We start from the raw sequence: 21,893 nt of genomic DNA, 5'->3' as shown, positions 1-21,893 counted from the left end.
AAAAGATAATAAAAAGAAAAAATTATAATAATTTTATAGTAGGTGGGGTTTTAATGATACAAAATAGATACGCAGTCGATTTTGATGGCGTGATGGAGGAGAACAGATTATATGTTGCGAGAGATTTGAGTACAGATGAAAGAGTGCTTATAAAAATATTCTCTCATAACAAACATATCAGCGCTGATTTTATACAAAATTTTATAGATGTTTCTACTGTAATAAATGATATAGGCTCTAAATATATATTAAAAATAAAAGATGTAGGTGAGCATTATGAGGATTACAAGGGATATTACTTCATAGCCTACGAATATATAGAGGGAGTAGAGCTTTCAGAGCTTATAAAAGGAAATTATTTACATCCAGAAGCTATGATAAATATTTCTATAGAGATTTTAAAGGCATTAGAAAGTGTAAATCTAATACACAAGGGTGTATATAGTGATGGAATGCACAATATAAATTATCATGGGTCTTTAAAAATGCAGGATATTATAGTAGATAAAGACTACAATATTAAGATAGCAGATTTTGGTATAACAGCAGCCAATAGAGGAAAAAATATAAGAGCAAAAGGGAATTATCAATACATGTCGCCTCATCAGCTTTGTATAGATTATACAGATTATGAAAGTGATTTATTTGCATTTGGAATTATACTTTATGAAATGATATTTAAAAAGAGACCTTTTGGGATAGCGTTTGGCGAGCATGATATGCTAAAGAGAATAGATAGAGGACCTGATTATAGTAATCTTACTGTAATTAAAGAGTATGAAGATCTTGTAAAAATAGATAAAAGATTACTTAGTAGAAAGAATAAGTATAAGAACTTTAATGAAGTCATAATGGCTATGACTGGAATTATGTATCGTACAGCTGAAATAAAAATAAATCCTCCTGAAGAGGAATTAAATGCTATAGATAAAAAACTTATGCAAACTCAAAAGCTAGAGATTGAAAAAATAGAAAAAGAAACTAAAAATAAAAAGAGCTCAATATTCAAAAAGGCTATTGTAATTGCGCTTGTTTCAATGTTTGTACTAGGTTTAGTTGTACATTATATTTAACGTTGTCAAGTTTATAGAAAAAATGAAAAAACATATTGAAATCATAAAATTACTATGTTATAATCTTATAGGTGAAAAAATGAATAATCACACACAGAATTGCGATCCTTAAAAGGTGCCCAAAGGGTTTTTTAGGGAGATGAACAATCTGGAGGAAGAAAAAACCAAGGAGGACAAAAAATGTCAGTAATATCAATGAAACAGTTATTAGAAGCTGGTGTACACTTCGGACATCAGACAAGAAGATGGAACCCTAAAATGGGTAAATATATATTCACAGAAAGAAATGGAATATATATAATAGACCTACAGAAAACAGTTAAAAAAGTAGAAGAAGCTTACAAATTCGTTAAAGAAGTTTCTGAAGCTGGAAAACCAATATTATTCGTAGGTACTAAAAAACAGGCTCAGGAAGCTATAAAAGAAGAAGCTGAAAGATGCGGAATGTTCTACGTTAACGAAAGATGGTTAGGTGGTATGTTAACTAACTACAAAACTATAAAAACTAGAATAAACAAATTAAGAGAATTAGAAAGAATGGAAGAAGACGGTACTTTCGACGTACTTCCTAAAAAAGAAGTTATAAAATTAAGAGCTGAAAAAGAAAAACTAGAAAAGAACTTAGGTGGAATAAAAGAAATGCCTGAATTACCAGGTGCTATGTTCGTAGTTGACCCAAGAAAAGAAAATATAGCTATACAGGAAGCTCACAGATTAGGTATACCAGTTGTTGGTATAGTTGATACTAACTGCGATCCAGAAGAATTAGACTTCCCAATACCAGGAAATGACGATGCTATAAGAGCCGTTAAATTAATAACTGCTGCTATGGCTACTGCTGTTATAGAAGGAAGACAGGGTGCTGAAGAAGAAATAGAAGAAGCTGAAGAAGTAGAAGTATCAGAAGAAAACTAATATTAAAAATTGAATGGTAAGGGATTCCCTTACCATTTATAATATTAAAAGAAATAATATTTGTACATTTAGGAGGAACAAAAAATGGCTATAACTGCTGCAATGGTAAAAGAGTTAAGAGAAGCTACAGGTGCAGGTATGATGGACTGCAAAAAAGCTTTAACAGAAACTGATGGAAATATGGAAAAAGCTGTAGACGTATTAAGAGAAAAAGGTCTAGCTAAAGCTGCTAAAAAAGCTGATAGAATAGCTGCTGAAGGGCTTGTTGCTATAGAAATGAACGAAGATAACACAGCTGCTTCTGTTGTAGAAGTAAACTCAGAAACTGACTTCGTTGCTAAAAACGAAGATTTCAAAGATTTCGTAAAATTAGTATCTAAAATGGCTTTAAATACAGAAAAAACTACAGTTGAAGAATTATTAACTGAAGAAGCTGAAGAAGGAAACGACTTACAGACTGTATTAAACAACAAAGTTGCTAAAATAGGTGAAAAACTTGACTTCAGAAGATTTGCTAAAGTATCTACTAATGGACAGGTAGCTGGATACATCCACGGAGCTGGTAAAATAGCAGTTTTAGTTGAAATGGAAACTGAAGGAAGAGACGAAAGAATACTTACATTAGGTAAAGACGTAGCTATGCAGGTTGCAGCTATGAACCCTAAATACGTTTCAAGAGATGATGTTGATGCTGAATACATAGCTCACGAAACAGAAGTATTAACTCAGCAGGCATTAAACGAAGGAAAACCTGCTAACATAGTTGAAAAAATGGTTAAAGGTAGATTAGAAAAAGAACTTAAAGAAGTTTGCTTATTAGAACAGCCTTTCGTTAAAGATCCAGACTTCACTGTAAAAAAATTAGTTGAATCAGTAGCTAAAGAAGTTGGAACTGAAATAAAAGTTGTAAACGTTGTTAGATTCGAAGTTGGAGAAGGTATAGAAAAGAGAGAAGAAAACTTTGCTGAAGAAGTTGCAAAACAGATGCAGTAATTTTTAAATAGTTGACTAAGAAGAGAGCACGTCAGTGTTCTCTTTTTTAAAAATAACAATTTTTACAAGTAAAATTTTTAGGGGGCGGATTGAAAATGGATAAACCAGTTTACAAAAGAGTATTATTAAAATTAAGTGGAGAAGCATTAGCTGGAGAACAGAAACGCGGAATAAACAACGATATAGTTAACCAGATAGCTGTTGCTATAAAAGAAATCAACGAACTAGGTGTAGAAGTTGCCGTTGTTGTTGGTGGTGGAAACTTCTGGAGAGGTAGAACTAGTGACGGAATGGACAGAACTACAGCTGACTATATAGGAATGCTTGCTACTGTAATGAATGCTATGGCACTTCAGGATGCTCTTGAAAATATAGATGTTGCAACAAGAGTTCAGACTGGTATAGAAATGAGACAGGTTGCAGAACCTTATATAAGAAGAAGAGCTGTTAGACACCTTGAAAAAGGTAGAGTTGTAATATTTGGTGCGGGAACAGGAAACCCTTACTTCTCAACAGATACAGCAGCAGCACTTAGAGCTCTTGAAATGGAAGCAGAAGTTATACTTCTAGCTAAAAATGTAGATGCTGTATATGACAAAGATCCAAAAGTATATCCAGATGCTCAGAAATTTGAAAAATTAAGCTATATGGAAGTTATACAGAAAGAATTAAAAGTAATGGATTCAACAGCTACATCTTTATGTAAAGATAACAATATACCTATAAAAGTTTTCGAATTATCAACAGAAAACATAATAAACGCTGTAAAAGGTGCTAATATAGGTACAACTGTAGAATAATATTTAAATATTCTATAAAAACAATAATATATCTATAAAAATAATTTAGAAAATGATAAAATATAGTTAAGTAATATTAAAAAATGAAGATGCAAGGAGGCGCAATTATGAGACTTGAAGTACATGAACAGTTAGAACAGAAAATGGATGCTACTATCGATGCTTTAAAATTTGAATTCGGAACAATAAGAGCAGGTAGAGCAAATGCAGCAATGCTTGACAAAGTAAGAGTAGACTACTACGGAACATTAACTCCAATAAACCAGATGGCAGCTATATCAGTTCCAGAACCAAGAACTCTTATGATAACTCCATGGGACAAATCATCTATGCATGAAATAGAAAAAGCTATAGCTAACTCTGATGTAGGATTAACTCCTTCAAATGACGGAACTGTAATAAGATTATCAGTACCAGCATTAACAGAAGAAAGAAGAAAAGAATTAGCTAAAAAAGCTCACAAAGCAGCAGAAGATTTCAAAGTTAGAATAAGAAATGAAAGAAGAGACGCTAACGATAAACTTAAAAAAATCGAAAAAGCTGGAGAAATAACAGAAGACGAATTAAAGAAAGCAACTGAAGAAGTTCAGAAAATAACTGACAAATACATAAAAGAAATAGACTCACTATATGCTAAAAAAGAAAATGATATAATGGAGGTATAATATTGAATAAATATTATAATCTATTAGGATTGAGTGTGGAGGAAGTCGAAAAATATTTTGATGAAAAGAATATAAAACACCACACAATATATATTGAAGGCGGAAAAGATAAGGAAAGACTTACTAATCCAAGAGCAATAAGAATATCTGAAATAGCTGATAGTGTAGAAATAACAGCAACATACTTCTCTGACTCCTTATTATAAGGAGTCAGAATTAATATGGAGGGAAATTATGAACAATCTAAAATACGATATAGATTTAGAGAAAATGCCTACCCACATCGCTATAATTATGGATGGTAATGGAAGATGGGCTAAATCAAGATTTCTTCCAAGAACTGCTGGCCATAAAGCCGGAGTAGAGACAATTAGAAAAGTAGTAAAAGAAGCTGACAGATTAGGTTTACAGTATTTAACTTTATATGCCTTTTCTACTGAAAACTGGAAAAGACCTAAATTAGAAGTAGATGCTCTTATGAACCTACTTGTCACTTATCTAAAAAATGAAATAGATGAACTTCACAAAAATAATGTCAAACTAACAGCAGTAGGTGATTTTGAAAAATTACCAGAAGCATGTGTAAAAGAACTACACTCTGCTATGGATAAGACAAAAGACAATACTGGGGTACATCTAAATCTTGCTCTTAACTATGGAGGAAGAAATGATATAAGAGAAGCAGTAGTGGAAATAGCAAAAGAATATAAAGAAGGAAAGATAAGTTTAGAAGATATAACTGAAGAAAGAATAAAAAAACATCTAAGTACTGGTGAAATACCTGATCCTGATTTAGTTATAAGAACTAGTGGGGAACAAAGATTAAGCAACTTCTTACTTTGGGATATAGCTTATTCAGAATTTTACTATACTGATATACATTGGCCTGATTTTGATGGTGAAGCACTTGAAAAAGCTATTTACGCATATCAGAAAAGGGACAGAAGATTTGGCGGAGTAAAATAAAAAATGAAAACTAGAATAATATCAGGACTTATACTTTTACCTTTATTACTATTTATAGTATATGGAGGAGTTCCTCTTTATATTGCAGAATTCGTTGTTGTTGCAATAGCAATGCATGAATTTTACAAAGCATTTGAAGAAAAAGAAATTGAACCAGTATTTATAGTTGGGTATATATTCGCTGCATATTTAGCGATAAAAAATATTTTCAATCTTCCAATTATGTATACATATGCGACAATATTTGCACTATTTTTAATATGTATAGTATATATGCTTAGAGGAAAGAAAAACATAATAGATGTTTCAATTACTTTTTCTGGGATATTCTATGTAGCGATATTCTTTGATTTTGTAGTATTAACAAAAAATGGATTCGAAAAAGGTGATATATATGTGTGGTTGATATTTATAATATCATTCTTTACAGATATATTTGCTTATTTCTCAGGATATTTCTTTGGAAAACACAAGCTTATACCTTTAGTAAGTCCTAAAAAAACTATCGAAGGAAGTATCGGTGGTATTTTGGGAAGTACAGTTGGATGTATGATTTTAGGACATTTCTTTGGAATTGAAATGCTACATATGGTAATCATAGGTGTTGTCGGTAGTGTAATAGCACAGTTTGGTGATCTTTTTGCATCATCAATAAAAAGATATGTAGGAATAAAAGATTATGGAAAACTTATACCAGGACATGGTGGAATTTTGGATAGGTTCGACAGTGTGATATTAGTTGCTCCATTTGTATACAGCACTATAAAATTATTTGGAATATAAGATAAATTTAAAATAAAAATATATAAATTAAAATTTAGAGATTTGATGATGATTAATGTCAAAAAAATTTAACATTGATTTATCATTGAGTCTCTTTTTTGATGCTCTTTTTTGTGATATTTTGCAATATATAAAAATATTAGATGGATAATTCTGAATATATTGTAAATATTAAGAAAATGTCTGCGTTAATAAATATAAAAAATAATTTTTATATACTAATATATATATATATATCAATAAAATAATTTCTGTGATATTATCTAAATAAATCAATAATAGTTTGATATTGCTGATATATATATATTTGCATCGAACTAATAACAAAATGTAATTTATGGAGGAAATATTATGAATAAAAAAGTTTTATCTACTGTTATGGCAGGGGCTATGTTAGCAACAACAGTAGCACCAGCAATGGCTTATACTATACATGAGTATAATCCAGAAACATATGATGTTGAAAATAATGAAAAGACTAAAGTAGATCTAGCAAATGCTATAATAGCAGAAATGGAAAAAAAGGTTTTAAATACAGGAGGAAGTGTTTATCAGGTTGGTATAAGAAAACGTAATTTTTATACTTTAAACTTAGATCCATCTCTTTCAGATGAAAATTTAAAACGACAGAAGGATTTAATAATTACTAGAATAGAAGAATTAGGACCTAATGACTCAGTAGAACTTATAGACAGAGGTCATGTAAAAGTAGGAAACGAATATTCACATTACTACACAAAAAATACAAAAGTATATGAAAAATATGAAGTAAAAGGAAATACTAATACATTAGAGGAACAGAAAAATAACTTTGATAAAAATACAACTAATTATCCTTCTGTTAAAGCAATGGATTATAATGAAGGAGTTTTAACAGTAACTCTTAAAAATGGAGATGTTCAGACTTATAAATTAGGTGACAATAAAGTAGACTTTACAAAACCTGAAACAGATTCTACAGGTAAAGTAACAGGATTTGAAGAGGTATTAAAAACAAAAGATGGAGAAACTGTAAAAGCAAATAGAAAAGCTATTCAAAACTTAATAGCATCTTATAAGGACAAAAAATATCCAGAATATATAAAATCAGTAAATGAGAAATCTGAGCATTTCAAAGTTCAAGCAACAGATAAAGATGGAAACCCTAAAATGGTTGCTGATGAAAGTAAATTTGAAATAGAATTAGCTGATGGATACACATTTGCAACAGATGAAAAATATGCTGATGAAGGCGCATATGATCAAACTAAAGATAATAAAGTAAGAGCATATCACTATGAACAAAGACAAGTACCTAATTTAAATGAACCTATGTTTAAAGAAGGCAGTGATAAAGTTATAACAGGATTTAAAAATGCAGTAAAAACAGGTTATCATGGAGATAAAGGCGATGAAATAGATGGTGAAGTAGTAGCTAGATATAAAATAGTTGCAGATAACCAGAATGCAAATAACAATACAATACCAAATGTAGAAGAATCTGTGAATAAACATGAAACAAGTGTTCCAAATATAGAACCACCAAAACCACAACCAGAACCACCAATAGTAATACCACCAACTAAACCAGAAGAAAAACCAGAAAACAAACCAACAATGGAAGTACTTGCAGGAGATGACAGATACGAAACTGCAGTAGAAGTTGCAAACAAAACTGCAAACACTAAAGATGTTGCTGGAAATGGAAACCTAGTATTAGTAAATGGAAATGCTCTAGTAGATGGACTTGCTGCATCTCCTCTAGCATCAATATTAGGAAAAACTTCAAACGTAGAAGTAGCTCCAATATTATTAACAAAAACAGATTCTTTACCAGAATCTACTAAAGACTACATAAAAGAAGTAGTATCTAAAAAATCTACTGGAAAAGTAAAAGTATACATAGTAGGTGGAAATGCTGTTGTATCTGAAAAAGTAGAAAAAGAATTAAAAGAATTAGGTGTAGATGTAGTTAGATCTGGAGGAAGCAACAGAGAAGAAACATCTCTAAAAGTAGCTGAATTAATATCAAAAAACAAAAAACCATACAATACATTTGTTGTAGGAGCTAATGGAGAAGCAGATGCAATGTCAATAGCACCAGTTGCAGCAGATAGAGAAGAACCAATAATAGTTTCTAAAAATGGTGGATTATCAAAAGATGGTGTTCAGAAAATAGCAGACTTAAAAGCAAATGCTACAATAGTAGGTGGAACAGAGGTTGTATCTGAAGCAACTGAAAAAGCTTTAAAAGATGCTAAGATATCAACAAGCAGAGTTGCTGGTTCAAATAGACAGAAAACTAATGCAGCTATAATAGATAGATATGCTAAAAACGGATTAAACAAAATAATAGTATCTAAAGATGGTTCAGCTAAAAAAGATGAATTAGTAGATGCTTTAACATCAACATCTTTAGCAGTTAAAGAAGATGCTCCAATAGTTCTTGCTACTGACAAAATATCTGATGAACAGATAAATGCATTAAAGAACAAAGCAGACAAAGGTGTATTCATATACCAGATAGGATACGGAGTATCTAACAATGTATTAGAAACATTAGCTGCAAAAATAGGATTATTAAAATAATAAAAAATAACTTAAATTAAGAGTTAAAGATATATTTAAAAATAAAAAATAATCTAATTAGAATAAAAAATAAAAATTTAATAAAAGTTAACGAAATGCCTCTGTATCTTTATTGATATGGAGGTATTTTTATTTATCTCTAAATGATATTTTAAAAATTTGTTCACAATGGTATAATATTTTGAAGGGACTAAAAAATAGTAAAGAAAAAATAAAGGTAAAAATTATACAATTAAAAACATATGAAAGAATACTTAGATGATAAATACAAAAATAAAATTATAAAATTGTAGATGTTAGAAAGGGGAAAAAATTTTGAAAAAAATATCTATATTAGGTTCAACAGGTTCTATAGGAACACAGACATTAGACGTAATAAGAAAGAATCCAAGTGATTTTGAAGCGGTTGCAATATCTGCAAACAGCAATGTAAAAATGATACTTGAACAGATAGAAGAATTTAAACCAAAATATGCTGTAATGTATGAAGAAGCAAAAGCAGAAGAGTTAAAAAGCTTGCTTCCAGAAGGATGTACTACAGAGGTATTGTCAGGAATGGAAGGTCTTAAAAAAATATCTTCACTAGATGAAATAGACGTTGTACTTACTGCAGTTGTAGGTATGATAGGACTTGTTCCCACAATATGTGCGATAGAAAGCAAAAAAGACATAGCACTTGCAAATAAGGAAACTTTAGTAACTGCTGGGGAATTAGTAATGAAGGCAGCAAAAGAAAATGGAGTTAAAATACTTCCTGTAGATAGCGAACACAGTGCGGTGTTCCAGAGTTTAAATGGAGAAAACAAAAGAGATGTAGAAAAGATAATACTAACTGCATCTGGAGGGCCATTTAGAGGTAAGAAAAAAGAAGATTTAGTAAATATAACTAAAAATGAAGCTCTAAAACACCCTAACTGGGATATGGGTAGAAAGATAAGTATAGACTCATCTACTTTAATGAATAAAGGACTTGAAGTTATAGAAGCTAAGTGGTTATTTGATGTAGAAGCTGAGGACATAGATGTTGTAGTTCATCCTCAGAGTATAGTTCACTCAATGGTTCAGTATAGAGATAGCTCTGTAATAGCTCAGTTAGGCTGTCCAGATATGAGACTTCCAATTCAGTATGCACTTACTTATCCAGACAGAATGGAAACAGATTTTGAAAGACTAGATTTTAGAAAAGCATCACAGCTTACATTTGAAGAACCAGATTTAGAAACATTCCCATGCTTAAAACTTGCGTATGAATGTTTAAAAGCTGGGGGAACATATTGTGCAGTATTAAATGCAGCAAATGAAATAGTTGTAAATGAATTTTTAGAGGATAGAATAGGATTCTATGATATTCCTAAGTACATAAAAATGGCACTTGATGCACATGAAAGCATAGAAAATGCAACTCTTGAACAAATATTAGAAATAGATTTAGAAACAAGAGAATATGTAAAGGGATTAATAGAAAATAATTAAACTAGAAATAAAGGGGGAAATCTATGAGTGTTTTAAAAATAGTTTTTATAGTATTGTTATTTAGTTTTATGATATTATTCCACGAATTAGGTCATTTTATATTTGCTAAAAGAAGTGGGATAGGTATTTTAGAATTTGCAGTTGGTATGGGACCAAAAGTTTGGAGCACTAAAAAAGGTGAGACAGAGTACTCTATAAGACTTATACCAATAGGTGGATTTGTTGCTATGGCAGGAGAAGACGGAGCAGAAAATGATCCAGAAGAAACTAATATGGATTCATTTGGAGATAAAACAATATGGCAGAGAGTTCAGACTATAGCAGCAGGACCTATATTCAACATAATACTTACAGTAATACTTTTAGCTGGGGTATTTACATATATGGGAACTCCTCAGACAGAGCTTGCAAATGTTGTTAAAGGAACACCAGCTTACGAAGCGGGTATAGAGCCAGGTGATAAAGTAGTTGAAATAGGCGGAATGGAAATAAAAAATTGGGCAGATGTTTCAGCTGCTGTAGATAAATCAGGAAATAAGAAAACAGAAATAGTAGTAGACAGAGATGGAAAAGAAAAAACTTTTGAAATAACTCCAGAAAAATCAAAAGATAATAAATATATACTTGGAATAGAAGCTAAGATGAGTAGAAATCCTTTTACAGCTATAAAAAATGCTGTAGTATCTACTTGGGAAATGAGTATTCAGATGGTTACGTTTGTAGTTCAGTTATTTACAGGAAACCTTCCAATGAAGTTAACTGATGCTGTAGGTGGTCCAGTTGCAGTTGTTTCTGTGGTAAATGAAGCAAGTAAGGTTGGAGTAGTAAATCTTGTATATGTAATGGCTGTGTTGAGTTTAAATTTAGGTATACTTAATCTTGTACCATTCCCAGCACTAGATGGATTTAGATTATTAATGCTTCTTATAGAGTTCTTGAGAGGTGGTAAGAAACTAGATCCTGAAAAAGAAGGTTTTGTGAATATGATAGGTTTTGCCGCGTTGATGGCATTTATAGTGTTTATCACTTACAACGATATTTTAAAACTGATTAGATAGATATAATTTATATAGAATAAATATTTAGATAATATAAATTAGGAGGGATAAATTTGAGTTATCAGAGAAAGAAAACAAGAGTAGTTACTTGTGGAAATGTAAAAATCGGTGGAGATAATCCAATATCAGTTCAGTCTATGGCAAATACTGATACTAGAGATGCAAAAGCCACAATAGCACAGATAAAGAGATTAGAAGAAGCTGGTTGTGAATTAGTAAGGGTTGCTGTTCCTGATATGGAAGCAGCCGAAAAAATAGCAGAAATAAAAGCAGGGATAAATATTCCTCTAATAGCTGATATTCACTTTGACTACAGACTTGCACTTAAAGCTATAGAACAGGGGATTGATGGAGTTAGAATAAACCCAGGAAATATAGGCGATAAGGAAAGAGTTAGAGAAGTTGTAGAAGCTTGTAAAGCAAATAATATAGGAATAAGAATCGGTGTAAATGGTGGTTCACTTGAAAAACATCTTTTAGAAAAATACGGTGAACCTTGTGCAGAGGCTATGGTTGAAAGTGCAATGGGACATATAAAAATTCTTGAAGATTTAGATTTCCACGATATAGTTATATCACTTAAAAACTCAGATATATTCAGAACTGTTGAAGCTTACGAACTTATGTCTGAAAAGGTCGATTACCCACTGCACATAGGTATAACTGAATCTGGAAGTATTAAAAGAGGAACTATAAAATCTTCAATAGGTGTAGGAAGTCTTTTAATGAAAGGCATAGGAGATACTATGAGAATTTCACTTACAGGAGATCCTGTTGAAGAGGTGAAAGTAGGTAAGGATATACTTAGAAGTCTTGGACTTTTAAACGATAAGATAAAAATAATTTCTTGCCCAACTTGCGGTAGAACTCAGATAGATTTAATTGATATGGTTAATGAAGCTGAGGAAAGAATAGGAAATCTTGATAAGGACATAACTGTTGCGATAATGGGTTGTGTTGTTAATGGCCCTGGAGAAGCTAGAGAAGCTGATATTGGAATCGCAGGAGGAAAAGGCGAAGGATTATTATTTAAAAAAGGTGAAATAATAAGAAAAATACCTGCTGAAAATTTAATAGATGAGTTAGTTAAAGAGATAGAAACTTTATAAAAATGAGAGACTGTTGCAAACTTTGTGACAGTCTCTTTCTTTTGGAATGCTTAAGCTCACAAATAATCTCCTCTCCAGGCTTCAGCGACTCGCACTTTTATATAACACATTTATAAGCTGCAAGCGCCCCATACCTATAAGTGTGTTAAAAAATAGTGTGGGGCGCTGAAGACTGGAGTAAAGAGGAATATAACTCTTGTCCTTTTTAATTATAAAGTTATTTTATTCGTTTCCTGTTTTTATTTCATTTTCTTCATAAGTAATCCAATCTGAGAAGCTTCCTGGATATATTTTATGTGGTACGTCAAACTGTTTTAGTGCTAAACCGTTAACACAAGCAGCTATACCAGAACCACAAGATAAAATTATCTCTTTATCAGTATTTATTAAATCTTTAAAATGTTCTTTTAAGAATTCGGCATCTTTGTATGAACCATTTTCAAAATTATCATTTAAAATATCTTTAAAGAAGTAGTTTTTAGCACTTGGAATATGACCAGCTTTAGAATATGCAGGTTCAACTATTCCCTGATATCTCTCATTTGAACGAGAGTCTATTATTATAGTATTTGGATCGTATAATCTTTCTTTAACGTATTCCATATCTACCATTGTATTTTTATCTAAGTTTAAAGTTATTTTCTTGTCTGTATGATTAGCTTCTGGTATTTTAGATTCTAATTTACCACCAGCATGTACAAATGCAGGAAGACCACCGTCTAAAACATCTACATTTTTAATTCCCATGTACATAAGCTGATACATAAGTTTTGAAGGTCCATTTAAATCACCTTCATCATAAGTAACTATGTATGTATCGTTGTCTATACCCATTTTTTCTAACTTAGCAGCAAGTTCTTCTGGGTTTGCAAGTGGGTTAAAACCACCATGTTCTGTTATTGGAGCAGATAAATCTTTATCTACATCTAAGATATACGCTCCTTTGATATGTCCCATTTTATATGCTCTAGCTCCGTATCCTCTGTCAATAAGGTCAAATCTACAGTCTATAAGTACCATATCTTCGTTATTTTCTAATTTTTTTATTAAATCAGTTGCTGATATTAAGTTTTTCAAAAAAATCGCCTCCGTATTATATCTACAATTATTGCAGAATAACATATTATATAGGTGTTAAAAAATTCACCGTATACTTTAATATTAGTACAAAAGAAATAACTAGTAAATATATATAAAAACAAAAAAATAAAATTTTTTGAAAAATATTGACATATAGGTAAGTATAGTATATATTTTAGTTAAGGAGTTAGTTACTCAACTAACTAACTAATAAACCAGAAATTAATTTCAATCAAATAAATAGTTATTTGAGAAAGGAGGAGCCTATGAAATTTGTTTTGAATAGCGAAGAACCTATATTTATACAGATAGCTAGGGCAATAGAGGATGAAATACTCATAGATGGAATAGGAGAAAATGAGCAAGTACCATCTACAACTGAGATTTCAAAGACGTATGAAATAAATCCAGCTACAGTACTAAAAGGAATGAATATATTGGTAGATCAAGAAATACTATATAAAAAAAGAGGTAGAGGAATGTTTGTGGCAGAAGGAGCAAAAGAAATAATAATAAAGGCGAGAAAAGAAAAATTTATAAATGAATCGCTAGTATCTTTTTTAGAAGAAGCTAAAAAATTAGGGATAAGTAGAGAAGAATTAGTAGATATAATTAGCAAAGGATAAAATATAAAAGGAGCAACTATATAGTTGTTAAAAATATAGTCAAAAATATACATATATAGACAAATATATTTTTACAAAAAAGCTCCCTACATTCATAAAGAGTGTAGAGAGGCGAGAAATCGCCCAAAACTCCTTTAATTGCTGGAAGTTCCTAAAGCTAGTTAAACTACAACGTAGAATTGAAAGATATTCAAGCGTGAATGTTGCGAAAGCAGAAAAAATTAACTAGATGGCATAAGGTTAAATCCTAAGTGCTTTAATAATAGATAATCAGCAGCCAAGATCCGAACAGGATAAGGTTCAACGACTAGGCAAATGCCGTACATCACAAGCTATTGGTGGTGGAAATGGGGAGCATCTAAAAAATTAGATGGTGATATAGTCTGTGCTTAATAGAAATATTAAGAAGTTCGTGAATAAAATTAAAAATCGTATTTTAATTTATCTATTCTGAGAACTGGTTGGAAAGTAGCGATTCCGATTGAACACTCCAAAAATATATACGGATGTATTTTAGATATAACGACCGTATTTTTTATTTATTTAAAACTTAAAAATATTTTATATCATTTGTATAATATAACTTCGATTTGTATATAATATAATTAGAAAGATAAAATTTGTTATAGAATCGAGGTGAGGTAAATGGTAAAGACAATAACAAAAACTGTAAAACAATACTCCTATAAAATTGATGAATGTGAAATTGAAGAGTTATTAAAAATAGGAAGAGAATACAAAAATGTTAAAAACTACGTATATTCAAGATATAGTGGAATAAAAAGTCTTTTAATCATTGAAAAACCTCGAAAAATCAGAGATGAATGGGTAAGTACAAAGTTTTATGAACAGTGGGATTTACCAGCTAGATATTGGAAATTAGCATTACAAGATGCAATTGGAAATATAAAATCTGGTTGGTCTAATACAAAAAATGAAATTAGGACTGCTGTTTATAATAATGAACATTTATCTACTGATGACAGATATTATATAAATTATATACTATCAGCAAATAAGCTTTATTATAACGTATTAAACAATATAAACTTTGATATTCCTAAAAAATTCGAAGGAAAAAACTTAAATATTAAATATTTGAATAACTTAATAAAAAGATACACTAGGCGATATAAAGGAAAAGTTCCTTATACGAACAAAATAAATTCTTTTTCGATAGATACAGGTTTGTATAGATATTCAAAAAATAAATTAAAGGAAAATTATATTTATATAGCTTCAATGGAAACAAGAAAGAGAATACCAATAAAATTGAGGGATTCAAATAAATACAACAAAATACTTAAAATCAAAATCATAGATAATGTAGTGAGAATAAATATTCCATTAGAAGTGGAATCAAAGGAAAATACCAACGAAAATATTATAGGAATAGATAAAGGATATAGATACTTGCTTGCAACATCAAATGGAAATCTGTATGGAGAAAAATTGAATTATTATTTAAGTAAAGAAACTGAAAGATTGAATAATAAAAATGCTAATCGAAATAGATTTTTCGCACTTAGAAGAAAATACCTCGAAGAAGGTAACACTAAAAAAGCAGACAACATACTTAAAAATAATTTAGGAAAGAAAAAATACAGAAACAACAAAAATAAACACGATGAAACAGTTAAATCTTATATCAATAAAAATATCGATGAATTTATAAAGTCAGAAAAGCCGAAGGAAGTTGTAATGGAAAATTTAGATTTTGTGAGTTGGGATGACAGATATCCAAAATCTGTAAAAAGAAAGTTATCGAGATGGATAAAGGGCTACATAAGAGATAGACTTGAGTACAAATTCAAATTAAGTAGTATTGAATTTACATACATAAATCCAGCGTATACAAGTCAAATTTGTAGTAAATGTGGAAGATTTGGTGTAAGAAATGGAGATTCATTTGTTTGTGATAATTGTGGAGAAATCCATGCAGATATAAATGCAAGTAAGAATATTTTAGAAAGGAAATATGATAAAGAAATAAAGATGTTTACAAGTTATAAGAAAGTTAAGGAAATACTAGAAAGTAGAGTGGCTGATATAAAGTAAATGATATTTAATAAAATTTATACTAATTTATAAAAATAAAAAATAGGTTAAAAGTATATTTTATTTAATCACGAATATATTTTGTATTTATCCAACTGTTGATAAATAGAGGGTATGTTTTATCGGTGACGGGGGTTAGATAAAATGCTTTAAATAAATAAAAAATACGGTTGTGGGATAGTCGAGATAGAAAATTTATCGAGATAACTGGCTCAACCAAGACTTAAAACTATCAAAAGATAGAATAAGAGCGAAATATCTAAAATGAGTACATTTGTATATATTTTTAGAACCAGGAATAGTCATGAGTGCAACTCTTAGAATACAAGGATTGATCAAAAAATTTGGAAAACAAGTAATATTAGATAATATAAATTTAGAAATAGAGCCTGGACATATATACGGAATACTTGGTAGAAATGGTAGATGTAGCTAATAGAAAAATATTCTATGAAGAGTTAATGGAAAAATATTCAGAAGACATGGGAACATACATAATAATAACTCATCAAGTTGGAGAAATAGAAAGAATAATAGAAAAGTTAATAATAATCGACGAAAATAAAATTGGTGTATATGAGGATGTGGATAACTTCAAAAGTAAATCAAACTTATTATCTGGAAAAGATGAAGATTTAAAGAAATTATCATTCTATGGAGAGTCAAAAGAATTAAAAAAATTTAGATCTACAAAGACAATTTTCTACTATGGAAATATATCAGGCGATGATTTAGAAACAATAAAAGAAAAGGGAATAGAAGTTGTGAAGGCAGAATTTGAAGATGCATTCGTAACAATTACGAAAGAGGTGAATTAAGATGACAGCACTAAAACCTTACTTAAATTATTTGAAAATAAATATGAAGACATATTTTTTAGTAGTAACATCTGTAATGGTTTTAATACTAGGAATTGGACTTGTTATGAGCTATATATACCTAGATTCAGTACAGGGTGGAGCAGCTACAAAAAGCCGGTGGAATGTCATTTAGCTCTATGTATGGCGGCATGTCTGGAGTGGCTATGGTATATGGAATACTACTTTCGACAGTAGAATTTAGCACAATGATGAATATGAGAGCGGATAGAAAATCTATAATAATTGCATCAACAATATCTTTAGTAGAATTTACAATTATCAGTATGATTATATTCTCAATACTTCTAATAGGAGCTGAAAACTTAATGCAAGCAATAAGCCCAATTCCACTAGTATATAAAAGATTGAATATTATGGAGTATTTAGGATTGATAATAATTCAATCTTCTGTAGGACTTGTTTTAGGAGCATTATTCTACAGATTTGGTGGAATAAAAATGATGATAGGAATTACTGTACTAGCATCAATAATAGTACTATTTGGTGTAAGTCCAAGTAGTTTTATACAGGCACTAGGATATAAAATATTATACTATATTGAAATTGCTTTAGAAAATTATGAAGTTCTATTAACAGTTATATTTACTCTATTGATGTATACTATTTACTGGTTAATTATGAGAAAAGCACCTATAAAAGAATACTCTAAAAAGAATTTACTAAGAATAGATGAATAGTATTTAAAAATTATAGTTCATTTTGTAAACTTATGAAACGGTTTGAAGTTTTAAATTTATCAAAGCTTTAAACCGTTTTTATTTTTTGTGTTAACAAGTACAGAATACAATACAGAATGTTAAAAATATATTGAAATTAGGCTATGACAAGGTTTTAACACCTCTAAAATTGTATAAATATTCAAAAATTTTTTTTTTACGGCAAAATATAAAAAAACTTTCTTATGATAAATGAGTATAATAATAAAAAAATATAATGATAAATCAGAAAGAAAAATAAAAAATTAACGAAAATAAAGGATGAGTTATCACATAAAAATGCCTAGATTTCAATTGTTTTATGGAATTTTCAGAAAAAAATAAATCAAAAGTGTGCAATATAGATTGTTAAAAAAACGCATAAATACATATAAAAAAATAAATATCTAAAAAATTGACAAGATATAATTACTATCATTATGAACAAAAATATAGTATAATTAAAAATAAGAACTAGAAGATTTATAATTCATAAAATTTTGCGAATTTTATGGAAAAATATAAATTTTACTCTTTTAATAAAGATAGGAGAATGTGATATGAGTTTTAGAATAGTAAAAAAAGAACGCTTAACAGATAAGATTTTTGCAATGGAAATTGAAGCTCCTAGAGTTGCTAAAGCAGCAAACCCTGGTCAGTTTATAATCATCAAAATAGATGAAAAGGGTGAACGTGTTCCTCTAACAATAGCTGACTACGATAAAGAAAAAGGTACAGTTAAAATAGTTTTACAGACTGTTGGGGCATCAACAATAAAACTTGCTGAGATTGAGGAAAACGATTTTGTCAATGACTTTGTTGGACCTTTAGGAAATCCAAGTGAATTTATTTATGAAGATATAGAAGATTTGAAAAAAGAAAATATCATATTCGTGGCCGGTGGTGTTGGAGCAGCTCCAGTTTATCCACAGGTTAAATGGTTAAAAGAACATGGTATAGACTGTGATGTTATCATAGGTGCTAGATCTAAAGACCTTATAATATTGGAAGATGAAATGAAAAAAATGGCTAGAGATGTTTATGTGTCTACTGATGATGGCTCTTATGGATTTAACGGAAGAGTTACAGATTGTTTAAAAGACTTAATAGATAATAAAGGTAAAAAATACACTAGAGCAATAGTTATCGGACCAATGATAATGATGAAATTTATGTGTATGCTTACTAAAGAACTTAATATACCAACTACAGTTAGTTTAAATACTATAATGGTTGATGGTACAGGTATGTGTGGTGCATGTCGTGTTACTGTTGGAGATGAAGTTAAATTTGCTTGCTGTGATGGACCAGAATTTGACGGACATCTTGTAGATTTCGACGAAGCTATGAGAAGACAGACAATGTTCAAAACTCCTGAAGGTAGAGCTATACTAAAAATGGAAGAAGGAGATACTCACAGCAATGGTAGTTGTGGATGTCAGGAAGATAAGAAAAAATCAATAAGAGTTCCAGTAAGAGAACAGGATCCAAAAGAAAGAGCTAAAAACTTTGAAGAAGTTTGCTTAGGATATAATAAAGAAGAAGCTATGAGAGAAGCTGAAAGATGTTTAAATTGTAAGAATCCTAGATGTGTTCAGGGATGTCCAGTAAAAATAAACATACCAGCATTTATTTCTAAAGTTAAAGATGGAGATATAGAAGGGGCTGCAAAAGTAATATCTATATCAAGTTCACTTCCATCTGTTTGTGGTCGTGTATGTCCACAGGAAAGTCAATGTGAAGGTAAATGTGTTGTAGGTATAAAAAATGACCCATTAGCAATAGGTAAACTAGAAAGATTCGTTGGTGACTGGGCTAGAGAAAATGGAGTTAGCTTTGGTGTAGAAGAAGAAGCAAATGGAATAAAAGTTGCTGTAGTAGGTAGTGGTCCTTCAGGACTTGCTTGTGCTGGAGACTTAGCTAAAAAAGGATACGATGTTACAATATTCGAAGCATTCCATGAAGCAGGTGGAGTTTTAACTTATGGAATACCAGAATTCAGACTTCCAAAACAGAAAGTTGTTCAGTCAGAAATAAACAACATCAAAAAATTAGGTGTTAAAATAGAAACTAATGTTGTTATAGGTAGAACTATAACAATAGACGAATTAATAGAAAATGAAGGATTTGAAGCAATATTTATAGGATCAGGAGCAGGACTTCCAACATTCATGGGAATACCAGGAGAAAATGCCAACGGTGTTCTTTCTGCAAATGAATATTTAACAAGAGTTAACTTAATGAAAGCTTATGACGATTCTTACGATACTCCTATAAATATAGGTAAGAAAGCTGCTATAGTTGGTGGAGGAAATGTTGCAATGGACGCAGCTAGAACTGCACTAAGATTAGGATCAGAAGCTTCTATAGTATACAGAAGAAGTGAAAAAGAACTTCCAGCCAGAGTTGAAGAAGTACATCATGCTAAAGAAGAAGGAATAGTATTCCATACATTAACTAATCCAAAAGAAATATTAGTAAATGAAGATGGTTCTATAAGAGGTATGATATGTGTTAAGATGGAATTAGGTGAACCTGATGAATCAGGAAGAAGAAGACCTATAGAAATACCTGGTTCTGAATTTGAAATGGAAGTAGATACAGTTATCATGGCTCTTGGAACAAGACCAAATCCATTAATATCTTCAACAACTAAAGGACTAGATGTAAATAGAAAGAAATGTATAGTAGTTAATGAAGACGAACAGACTTCTAAAGAAGGTGTATACGCAGGTGGAGATGCTGTAACAGGTGCAGCAACAGTAATATCTGCTATGGGTGCTGGTAAAACAGCTGCAGCTTCTATAGATAAATACCTAAGAGAAAAACATGCAAATAAATAATATATAAAGTAAAATATTAGATATTAAAAATTATACAAAAAAATTATTGATTTAGAATAAAAATACAGTGATTAGTTTTTTATAATCACTGTATTTTTTTATAAAAAGTAGTTGACAGCTTTAAAAATATGCACAAAAAGACTATAATAATAGTTAAGTTATAGTTTTAATAAATTTTGCAAGCGCAAAAAAATTTAATTTGTAAAAAAATTAAAAAAATAAGAACAAAATTGTTACAAAATCTTTACTTTTCTAACAATTTAATGTAATCTAAATTTAGGGATATATGGTTACATCACTTTGACTATAACTGACTTAAATTGATTAAAGTTTTTCGATAAGGAAGGAGAGAACTATGTTAAAAAAAGAAGATGTTATAAGATATTCAGCAGGAATACATTTTTCTCAGGAAAGATTATTTAATGCATTTTTAAGAGAAAAAGGAATAAAAAATATATCTATATCTAAATTCAGAGTTCTTGAAGTATTATGGAAGAATAAAGAAGAAGGAATTGTATTCAGTGGAATATGCCAGGAAACAGATCTTGCAAAATCAACAGTTTCAATAATGCTTTCAAATATGGAAGAACAGGGGCTAATATATAGAGTAGCCCAGGGAACAGATATTCAGAATGTATTATTCTATCCAACAGAAGAAGGATGCAAATACAAAAATGAATACTATGAAATAATGGACAAAATATACGAAATCATATACGAAGGTGTAAGTGAAGAAGAAAAAGAAGTATATGAAAAAGTATTAACAACAATAACTGAAAACTATAAAAAAAGAATATATAAGAAGAAAAGAAAATAATTACTTATATTAAGAAATATAGACTAAGGTTAAAAACTTAAAACTGAGTTTACTCAAATGATTTATTAAATTTCAATATAGGGTCATTTTTAGAGAGAAGAAATGAGTGTAATAGTTTTAAACTATTAAAAATCTTAATAGGTTGACAATAAGTAAATCCCAAGATATAAATTTTGAAATTTTGTGATTTGAAAAACTTAATAGAGTAAATTTAAGCAGAAAAAGAATGAGATTACGTGTATTGGTGTTTATAAAACTATATATTTGTAAATACTAATAAGGGTAATATTGTTTTATTATTATTAAAAAATAATATATAATTGATTGAACTCGTATATTGCGAAGTGGAAGAGATTGTTACAAAATTGTAACAATCTCTTTTTTAGTATGACGGGCATGCTATTAATCTGTGGTGAAAGTCCATAAAAGGCGTAGCTACCGACGAACTTGATAGCGACTTGCAAGGTTTGTGCTGCGAAGCATAGGCGAG

The 21,893-nt window shown here is 30.1% G+C and carries 21 protein-coding genes; 20 read left to right on the top strand and 1 reads right to left on the bottom strand.

All coding sequences use genetic code 11. The features are described 5' to 3' along the window. Positions 1–53: 53 nt before the first annotated feature. The 12 genes from ACK2WN_RS00105 (at position 54) to ispG (ending at position 12,403) form a co-directional block, all read left to right on the top strand. Complete coding sequence (locus ACK2WN_RS00105) at positions 54–1,073, top strand: protein kinase domain-containing protein (RefSeq protein ID WP_416154494.1); 1,020 nt, start codon at positions 54–56, stop codon at positions 1,071–1,073. 180 nt (positions 1,074–1,253) lie between these two features. Beyond that, positions 1,254–1,988, top strand: a complete 735-nt coding sequence (gene rpsB / locus ACK2WN_RS00100; protein ID WP_300530330.1) for a 30S ribosomal protein S2 — start codon at positions 1,254–1,256, stop codon at positions 1,986–1,988. A gap of 84 nt (positions 1,989–2,072) precedes the next feature. Then, complete coding sequence (gene tsf, locus ACK2WN_RS00095; protein ID WP_300530332.1) at positions 2,073–2,981, top strand: translation elongation factor Ts; 909 nt, start codon at positions 2,073–2,075, stop codon at positions 2,979–2,981. 95 nt (positions 2,982–3,076) lie between these two features. Beyond that, entirely contained in the window at positions 3,077–3,781 is a 705-nt protein-coding gene (pyrH, locus tag ACK2WN_RS00090) for a UMP kinase (RefSeq protein WP_006440197.1), read from the top strand. Positions 3,782–3,888: 107 nt separating this feature from the next. Then, complete coding sequence (gene frr / locus ACK2WN_RS00085) at positions 3,889–4,446, top strand: ribosome recycling factor (protein ID WP_300530335.1); 558 nt, start codon at positions 3,889–3,891, stop codon at positions 4,444–4,446. Positions 4,447–4,448: 2 nt separating this feature from the next. Continuing rightward, positions 4,449–4,652, top strand: a complete 204-nt coding sequence (locus tag ACK2WN_RS00080) for a hypothetical protein (RefSeq protein WP_300530337.1) — start codon at positions 4,449–4,451, stop codon at positions 4,650–4,652. A gap of 28 nt (positions 4,653–4,680) precedes the next feature. Further along, positions 4,681–5,412, top strand: a complete 732-nt coding sequence (locus tag ACK2WN_RS00075) for an isoprenyl transferase (RefSeq protein WP_329999698.1) — start codon at positions 4,681–4,683, stop codon at positions 5,410–5,412. Between the two features lie 3 nt (positions 5,413–5,415). Beyond that, positions 5,416–6,195, top strand: a complete 780-nt coding sequence (locus ACK2WN_RS00070; RefSeq protein ID WP_416154493.1) for a phosphatidate cytidylyltransferase — start codon at positions 5,416–5,418, stop codon at positions 6,193–6,195. A 351-nt stretch (positions 6,196–6,546) separates the two neighbouring features. Further along, positions 6,547–8,763, top strand: coding sequence for a cell wall-binding repeat-containing protein (locus ACK2WN_RS00065; protein WP_416154492.1), 2,217 nt, complete (start codon positions 6,547–6,549; stop codon positions 8,761–8,763). A 315-nt stretch (positions 8,764–9,078) separates the two neighbouring features. Then, positions 9,079–10,236: a 1-deoxy-D-xylulose-5-phosphate reductoisomerase gene (locus ACK2WN_RS00060; RefSeq protein WP_300530345.1), complete on the top strand. Its 1,158-nt coding sequence runs from the start codon at positions 9,079–9,081 to the stop codon at positions 10,234–10,236. Between the two features lie 23 nt (positions 10,237–10,259). After that, entirely contained in the window at positions 10,260–11,294 is a 1,035-nt protein-coding gene (gene rseP, locus ACK2WN_RS00055; protein ID WP_416154491.1) for an RIP metalloprotease RseP, read from the top strand. Positions 11,295–11,341: 47 nt separating this feature from the next. After that, positions 11,342–12,403, top strand: coding sequence for a flavodoxin-dependent (E)-4-hydroxy-3-methylbut-2-enyl-diphosphate synthase (gene ispG / locus ACK2WN_RS00050; protein WP_416154580.1), 1,062 nt, complete (start codon positions 11,342–11,344; stop codon positions 12,401–12,403). 222 nt (positions 12,404–12,625) lie between these two features. On the opposite strand, the gene ACK2WN_RS00045 is transcribed toward ispG, so the two are convergent. Continuing rightward, positions 12,626–13,480: a sulfurtransferase gene (locus tag ACK2WN_RS00045; protein WP_118547983.1), complete on the bottom strand. Its 855-nt coding sequence runs from the start codon at positions 13,478–13,480 to the stop codon at positions 12,626–12,628. 269 nt (positions 13,481–13,749) lie between these two features. Here ACK2WN_RS00045 and ACK2WN_RS00040 point away from each other — a divergent pair, with 269 nt between their 5' ends. From ACK2WN_RS00040 to ACK2WN_RS00005, 8 genes are all read left to right on the top strand, one after another. Further along, positions 13,750–14,109 carry a GntR family transcriptional regulator gene (locus ACK2WN_RS00040; RefSeq protein ID WP_416154490.1) on the top strand — a complete coding sequence of 120 codons (360 nt, stop codon included), beginning with the start codon at positions 13,750–13,752 and terminating at the stop codon, positions 14,107–14,109. A gap of 645 nt (positions 14,110–14,754) precedes the next feature. Next, complete coding sequence (locus ACK2WN_RS00035) at positions 14,755–16,167, top strand: RNA-guided endonuclease TnpB family protein (protein ID WP_416154489.1); 1,413 nt, start codon at positions 14,755–14,757, stop codon at positions 16,165–16,167. Positions 16,168–16,441: 274 nt separating this feature from the next. Beyond that, positions 16,442–16,603, top strand: a complete 162-nt coding sequence (locus tag ACK2WN_RS00030) for a hypothetical protein (RefSeq protein ID WP_416154488.1) — start codon at positions 16,442–16,444, stop codon at positions 16,601–16,603. Further along, a complete protein-coding gene (locus ACK2WN_RS00025) occupies positions 16,587–16,985 on the top strand; it encodes a hypothetical protein (RefSeq protein WP_329999711.1) in 399 nt (132 codons plus the stop codon). The genes ACK2WN_RS00030 and ACK2WN_RS00025 overlap by 17 nt, the downstream gene beginning before the upstream one ends. A gap of 1 nt (position 16,986) precedes the next feature. Next, positions 16,987–17,160, top strand: a complete 174-nt coding sequence (locus ACK2WN_RS00020) for a hypothetical protein (RefSeq protein ID WP_329999713.1) — start codon at positions 16,987–16,989, stop codon at positions 17,158–17,160. Continuing rightward, entirely contained in the window at positions 17,150–17,725 is a 576-nt protein-coding gene (locus ACK2WN_RS00015) for a hypothetical protein (RefSeq protein ID WP_416154487.1), read from the top strand. The genes ACK2WN_RS00020 and ACK2WN_RS00015 overlap by 11 nt, the downstream gene beginning before the upstream one ends. Positions 17,726–18,303: 578 nt before the next feature. Continuing rightward, positions 18,304–20,586 (top strand): bifunctional dihydroorotate dehydrogenase B NAD binding subunit/NADPH-dependent glutamate synthase, encoded by a 2,283-nt coding sequence (locus ACK2WN_RS00010; protein ID WP_416154486.1) that lies wholly within the window; start codon positions 18,304–18,306, stop codon positions 20,584–20,586. A gap of 355 nt (positions 20,587–20,941) precedes the next feature. Next, entirely contained in the window at positions 20,942–21,403 is a 462-nt protein-coding gene (locus ACK2WN_RS00005) for a MarR family winged helix-turn-helix transcriptional regulator (RefSeq protein ID WP_006440213.1), read from the top strand. Positions 21,404–21,893: the final 490 nt, after the last annotated feature.

It is taken from the genome of Peptacetobacter sp. AB800 (assembly GCF_047807365.1).
GTDB lineage: Bacteria > Bacillota > Clostridia > Peptostreptococcales > Peptostreptococcaceae > Peptacetobacter.
This window is presented reverse-complemented; position numbering and strand designations above follow the sequence as displayed.